The 5,903-nt window shown below is 71.4% G+C and carries 7 protein-coding genes; 3 read left to right on the plus strand and 4 right to left on the minus strand.

All coding sequences use genetic code 11. The features are described 5' to 3' along the window. Positions 1 to 41: 41 nt before the first annotated feature. The 4 genes from D7X55_RS34360 to thiS are packed head-to-tail and all read right to left on the minus strand — an operon-like array spanning position 42 to position 2,728. Positions 42 to 1,085 (minus strand): hypothetical protein, encoded by a 1,044-nt coding sequence (locus D7X55_RS34360; protein ID WP_120552341.1) that lies wholly within the window; start codon positions 1,083 to 1,085, stop codon positions 42 to 44. Positions 1,086 to 1,107: 22 nt separating this feature from the next. Further along, complete coding sequence (locus D7X55_RS34365; RefSeq protein WP_121725258.1) at positions 1,108 to 1,710, minus strand: thiamine phosphate synthase; 603 nt, start codon at positions 1,708 to 1,710, stop codon at positions 1,108 to 1,110. A 2-nt stretch (positions 1,711 to 1,712) separates the two neighbouring features. Then, on the minus strand, positions 1,713 to 2,498 hold the full coding sequence (locus D7X55_RS34370; RefSeq protein ID WP_120552339.1) for a thiazole synthase: 786 nt from the start codon (positions 2,496 to 2,498) through the stop codon (positions 1,713 to 1,715). Between the two features lie 26 nt (positions 2,499 to 2,524). Further along, positions 2,525 to 2,728, minus strand: a complete 204-nt coding sequence (gene thiS, locus D7X55_RS34375) for a sulfur carrier protein ThiS (RefSeq protein ID WP_014395831.1) — start codon at positions 2,726 to 2,728, stop codon at positions 2,525 to 2,527. Positions 2,729 to 3,064: 336 nt separating this feature from the next. Between thiS and D7X55_RS34380 the strand changes: the two genes are divergently transcribed. The 3 genes from D7X55_RS34380 to D7X55_RS34390 all read left to right on the plus strand — a co-directional run. Next, the gene (locus tag D7X55_RS34380; protein ID WP_233610242.1) at positions 3,065 to 3,661 is read left to right on the plus strand and encodes a hypothetical protein; all 597 of its coding nucleotides are present in this window, start codon (positions 3,065 to 3,067) and stop codon (positions 3,659 to 3,661) included. 221 nt (positions 3,662 to 3,882) lie between these two features. Continuing rightward, complete coding sequence (locus tag D7X55_RS34385; RefSeq protein WP_121725260.1) at positions 3,883 to 5,016, plus strand: serine/threonine-protein kinase; 1,134 nt, start codon at positions 3,883 to 3,885, stop codon at positions 5,014 to 5,016. 64 nt (positions 5,017 to 5,080) lie between these two features. Next, a partial coding sequence (locus tag D7X55_RS34390; RefSeq protein ID WP_121725261.1) for a dipeptidase occupies positions 5,081 to 5,903 on the plus strand: 823 nt, incomplete at its 3' end.

Here is a 5,903-nt window from a genome sequence, read left to right on the forward strand (position 1 = left end):
GCAGCCAGCAGGAGGAGCAGGGGCAGGGCGGGCACGGGAGGTCAGGGGGACGGCGTCGCCGGCTCCGCGGTCGCGATCCGCCGCTCCAGGTCCAGGCCCTCGCGGCGCACGCGCATGTCCACGTAGAAGAACGCGGACACCACGAAGCTCAGCGGCGTGAAGAAGGACTGCCCCACCACCTGCAACAGCTCCGCGGGGACGAGCAGCGCCTGGGGAATGGCCGCCTGCGCCGCCGGATCCAACAGGTTGCCGCCATAGGCCAGCCGGACGATCCACGCCGGCAGCCCCGACACCAGGCTCACCGCGATGAGGATGCCGCCCACCACCGTGGACAGCACCATGGCCCGCACGGTGCCCCGGCCCATGAAGCCCGGCTCGACGCGCCCCTTCAGCAGGGCCCCGGAGCGCTTGAAGGCCTCCCACGCGCCCACGTCCTCCATGGCCAGCACGGGAGGCAGGAGCATGAAGCGCAGGAAGTACCAGAGGATCGCCGCCAGCGCGCCCAGGCCCAGCACCACCGCGCCAATGATGATCAGCGCGACGCTCACCGCCGTGCTGCCGCCAGAGCCCTTGCCGGTGACGGCCGCGACCACCCCCAGCCCCATGACGACGGAGCCCGGCAGGCACAGCACGAGCGTCACGCCCACGGACCACACGAGCGACAGGAGATACGTCGCGGTCAACGTCCCCAGACGCGACACCGCCCGGCGCAGGCCTTCCGAGGGACGCACCGGCTCCCCCAGCCGCGCGGGCACCACGTACCGGGCCGCCGCCGTGGTGGCGACCCAGAAGTTCCAGATGAGGAACACGTACAGCACGAGCATCAGACCCAGCGCGATGCCGGACTGGGTCAGCGCCTGCGAGGGGTCCGTGCCCGAGGGAGCCCCGCCAAGGCCAGGCAGCGCTCCCACCGTGCGCGCCATCACCACGGTGAACGCCTTGACCGCGATGTAGTTGAGCAGGTCGAAGCCCAGGCACAGCACGAACAGGGGCTTCAGGTGCGCGCGCCAGAACGTCGCGGCCCGGTCGATGATTTCTCCAATGGCCAGCGGGCGCAGCTCAACGGAGGTCGGGGAGGGCGTCACGGCCGCGCAGCATAGCGCTGCCTCAAGCTCGCGCGTCCAGCAACGCCCGCGCCGCCGCGCGCGGATCCTCCGCCTCCAGCACGGCGGAGATGACCGCGACACCCCAGGCCCCCGGCACCTCCCGGGCCCGCTCCGGCGTCATCCCGCCCAGCGCCAGGGCAGGGCAGGGCAGCCGCTCCGAAAGCCCCCTGAACCCATGAGGCCCCAGCGTGTCGCGCGTGTCCCCGGGCTTGGAGCCCGGAGCGAACACGGGGCTCACCAGCGCCAGGTCCGCGCCCACCGCTCCTGCCGCCTCGCGAGCGTCATGCACCGCCACGCTGACGAGCCGGTCCGGGGACAGGAACGGACGCACGTCGCGAGGAGAAGGGCCCGACGCGGGCAGGTGCAGGTGCGCGCCCACGAGCAGCGCGACCTCCAGCCTCCCGTTCACGAACAGCGCGCGGCCCCGGCACACCTCCGCCAGAAGCCGCGCCTCCTCCAGGAACAGCCGCCCGGAAGCCTCCGGGTGACGGTGCTGCACGGCGACCTCCGGCCCCGCCTCCAGCGCCCGCTCCAGCGCGGTGAGCAACCGCGCCCGGGGCAGCCGCCAGTCCGTGATGACCACGAGGCGGGGCAGGGGGGGCACCGCTACTCCACGAGCCCTTCAATGGGGCTGGACGCGGAGCCGTACGCCTTGCGCGGGATGCGGCCGGCAAGGAACGCGTCGCGGCCGGCCTCCACCGCCTTCTTCATGGCCACGGCCATGCGCACCGGGTCCTTCGCGCCCGCGATGGCGGTGTTCATGAGCAGCGCGTCCACGCCCAGCTCCATCGCGATGGCCGCGTCGGACGCCGTGCCCACGCCCGCGTCCACGATGACCGGCACCTTCACCACCTCACGGATGAGCCGCAGGTTGTGCGGGTTGCGGATGCCCAGGCCGCTGCCGATGGGCGCCGCCAGCGGCATCACCGCCGCGCAGCCCGCGTCCTCCAGCTTGCGCGCGGTGATGGGGTCGTCGCTGGTGTACGGCAGCACCGTGAAGCCTTCCTTCACCAGGATGCGAGCGGCCTTCACCGTCTCCTCGACGTCCGGGTAGAGCGTCTTCTCGTCGCCAAGCACTTCCAGCTTCACCCACTTGCTCATGCCCAGCTCTTCGGCCAGCCGGCACGTGCGCACCGCGTCCTCCGCCGTGTAGCAGAGCGCCGTGTTGGGCAGGAGGCGCATCTTGTTGCGGTCGATCCAGTTCATCAGCGACGCCTCGCCCGTCGCCTTCAGGTCCAACCGCCGCACCGCCACCGTGACGAGCTCCGCGCCCGACGCTTCGTGGCACTGCTTCATCACCTCGTGGCTGGGGTACTTCCCCGTCCCGACGATGAGCCGCGAGGTGAACGTCACCCCCGCCAGCGTGAAAGGCTTGTCCGCGATGCCGCTCATGACCGTCTCCTCGTAAGGGCCTGCGCTCACCCGCCACCGACGAAGGTGACGATCTCCACCCGGTCCCCGTCCTGGAGCCGGTGCTCCGGATGACGGGCGCGGCGCACCACCTCCGCGTTCACCTCCACCGCCACCCCCGGGCCACTGCCCAGGTTCAGCAGCGCCAGCAGGGACGAAAGGGTGCTGCCCTCCGGCAGCGTCCGCGCTTCTCCGTTGACCCACACGTTCATGGCCTCACGGCTCCTTCCGGCCCCCTCAGGACGGGACCCGCCGGTGCCAGTACAAGGGCGGTTCTGCCCTGTCAACGCACAGCCTCCCCCACGCAAAAGCCCTGCTACAGCGCACCGGAACGGATTTTTCGCGCCCGGATGCGTTTTGTTCCGCTTCCTGAGCAGGCAGGGCGCCAGGCCCTCCCTCGTGCGCGGGCCGCCCCTGCGCACCCCCCGGCTCGCTGACAAGCGCTGTGCAGGTACGAGGGGAGCGACCAGTTTCTGCCCAACGCCGGGGAACAAATCACCGGCACTCAAGAACACACTCACAGGGGGCGGTCACACATGCGGAAGCTCATGATTGCGGTCACGGCGGTCGCGGGTCTGACGATGGTCACCGGCTGCAAGAAGGACGATGTCCAGTCGCAGCGCGAGGACGTCGCCGAGGCCCGTCAGGAAGCGGCGCAGGAGACGGCCGAGGCGCGCCAGGACGAGAGCAAGGAGCTGGCGTCGGCGCAGGAGAACGCGAACGAGGACATCGCGGAGGCGCGCCAGGACGCGAACGACAAGATCGCCGGCGCCAACGAGGAGGTCCGTGACGAGGAGAAGGATCTGGCCGAGGCGCAGGCCAACCGCAATGAGGACCTGGCCGAGGATACGGCCGCGGGCGGCTCCGGCATGGCCGGCACCACCAGCGCCGCGGCGGCCACCACCGTCAACGGCCGCGTGCTGTCCAAGTCCGGTGACACGCTGACGCTGGTGGACAGCACCAACAAGGAACTGAAGATCAAGACCAACGACAAGACCGCGATGCTGGACAACTCCCGCAAGGCGGTGAAGCTGGACGACATCGAGGAAGGCTCGCAGGTGCGCGCCTCCTACGTGATGGACGGCAAGGACATGGTCGCCCGCGACGTCACCCTGGTGGCGCCGGTGAAGAAGCTGGACAAGTAACCCCGCGCCTCACGCGCCTTTGTCCCAAGCGGACTGGGGAAAATACTTGAAGGCAGCGGCTCCCACCCTCGCGGTGGGGGCCGTTTCCTTTTTAGTCGGGGAGATGCCCGGTGGGGTCGGATGGGGATGTCTGACCCGGGTGGTAGGACGCGGGCGTGAGGACTTCCTCATGGCTTCCCACGCCCGGGAAGCGCCTTCTCCCGTCAGGAGCGTCATCCACGATGGCCACCCATCCCCCCGCGTATTCCGCGTCCCGGCCCTTCATCCTCTTCACCACCGGGGCCACGTCCTATGAACTGGTGCGCTACCTGGGGTCGCGCGCCGGAGGGGAGCTGCTGCTCGCCCGCCGGCACTACGCGCGCACGCCGGGCGGGCTGGTGCTGATCAAACGCCTGCGCGACGTGACGGATGACGTGGCGCGGGCGCGGCTGCGTGAAGAGGTGAAGCTGCTCATGCGGCTGTCCCACCCGGCCATCGCGCCGGTGTACCTGGTGCGGGTGCACGACGGCGCGCCCCACCTGGTGACGGAGTACGTGGACGGGCCGTGCCTGGAGACGCTGTCCAGCTTCGCGGCGCTGCGGCGGCGGCCCTTCTCGGAGGCGTTCGCCGCGTACCTGGGGGCGGAGGTGGCGGACGCGCTCCACCATGCCCACTCGCTGGAGGACGCGCGCGGCCTGCCCGTGGGCGTGGTCCACCGCGACATCAGCCCCCGCTCCGTGCGGGTGGACGTGCATGGGCGGGTGCGGCTGTCGGACTTCGCGTTCGCGTGGTCGCGGCTGCCCGGGCGCGTGGTGACGGAGCCGGGGCTCGTGCGCGGGGACGTGGCCTATGCCTCGCCGGAGGCGCTGGAGGGACAGCCGCTGGATGGCCGCGCGGACCTGTTCTCCCTGGGCATGGTGCTCCTGGAGCTGCTCACCGGGCTGCACCTGCTGGACCTGGACGACGTGGAGCGCGCCGCGCAGCAGGCCCAGCCCGTGCCCGGCACGCGCGGGCTGTGCGCGGAGACGCCCAGCTGGCTCCCCGCGCCGCTGATGGCCGCGCGCATGGCGTGCCTGACCCAGGCCCACGTGGAGCAGGCCACGCGCGGGCTGTCACCGGGCATGCGGGCGGTGCTCCAGAAGGTGCTCCAGCGCGACCGGGAGCTGCGCTTCCAGACGGGCGCCCAGCTGCGGGACGCGCTCCGGGGGCTGCTGACCGCGGAAGGGCGCCCCTATGGTCCTCCGGAAGCGCTGCGCGAGGTGGCGGAGGTGCGCACGGACGCGCTCGTGGGCCCGGCGGGGGAGGCGGAGGCGGTGCTCCCGCTGGAGGACGACCTCTGGGATGGCTGCGACGACGACGGCGCGGACTGGACGTGAGGCGTGACGGACAGATGGCCCGGGGCGCTTGTCATCGCGGGAGGCCGTGGCGAAGACTGCTGGCATGGGTGACGTGAAGGAGCTGCACCGTCAGTGGTGCATCGCGGACGGGCACGCGGATTCGCTGATGTGGAACCGCGACCTGTGCGAGCGGTCAACGGAAGGGCACGTGGACTTCCCCCGCCTGCGCGAGGCGGGGGTGAAGCTGCAGTGCTTCACGCTGGTGACCCGGGGCTTCCCCTTCATTGGCGGCTTCCCGCTGTTCGCCGCGTGGCGCAAGTGGCCCCGCGAGGCGCGCGGCGGCGAGTGGACGCGCGCGCTCTGGCAGATTGAGCAACTGGACGCCTTCTGCGCCCGCTCCGGGGACACCGTGCGCGTCGCCACCACCGGGGCGGGGCTGGAGGACAACCTCGCGAACGGGCGGCTGTCCGCGGTGCTGGGCGTGGAGGGCGGCCACGCCATTGAAGGCCAGGTGGAGCGGATCGCGGAGCTGCACCGGCGCGGGGTGCGCTTCATGGGGCTCACGCACCTGTCCAACAACGACCTGGGCGGTTCGTCCTTCCCCATGATGGGCAACCGGGGGCTCACGCCGCTGGGACACCAGGTGATGGAGGAGATGGCCCGCCTGGGAATGAGCGTGGACGTGGCGCACGCTTCCGAGCAGACGCTCGCGGACCTCTTCACCCATCCCACGGTGCGCTTCTTCTGCTCGCACACGGGCGTGCGCGCCGCGGGCGGTGGCTGGCGCAACCTGTCCGACGAGGCGCTGCGCACCATCGCGGCGCGCGGTGGCGTGGTGGGCATCATCCTGGCGCCGGTGTACCTGGGCGGGGACACGTGGGACGACGTGGTCCGCCACGTGGAGCACGCGGTGGACGTCATGGGGG

This window comes from Corallococcus sp. AB049A (genome assembly GCF_003668885.1).
Classification (GTDB): Bacteria; Myxococcota; Myxococcia; order Myxococcales; family Myxococcaceae; genus Corallococcus; species Corallococcus interemptor.

Coding starts and splice junctions, on each gene's coding strand:
- D7X55_RS34385 (WP_121725260.1), top strand. CDS start 3,883: ATGGCCACCCATCCCCCCGCGTATTCCGCGTCCCGGCCCTTCATCCTC.
- D7X55_RS34380 (WP_233610242.1), top strand. CDS start 3,065: ATGATTGCGGTCACGGCGGTCGCGGGTCTGACGATGGTCACCGGCTGC.
- thiS (WP_014395831.1), bottom strand. CDS start 2,728: ATGAACGTGTGGGTCAACGGAGAAGCGCGGACGCTGCCGGAGGGCAGC.
- D7X55_RS34370 (WP_120552339.1), bottom strand. CDS start 2,498: ATGAGCGGCATCGCGGACAAGCCTTTCACGCTGGCGGGGGTGACGTTC.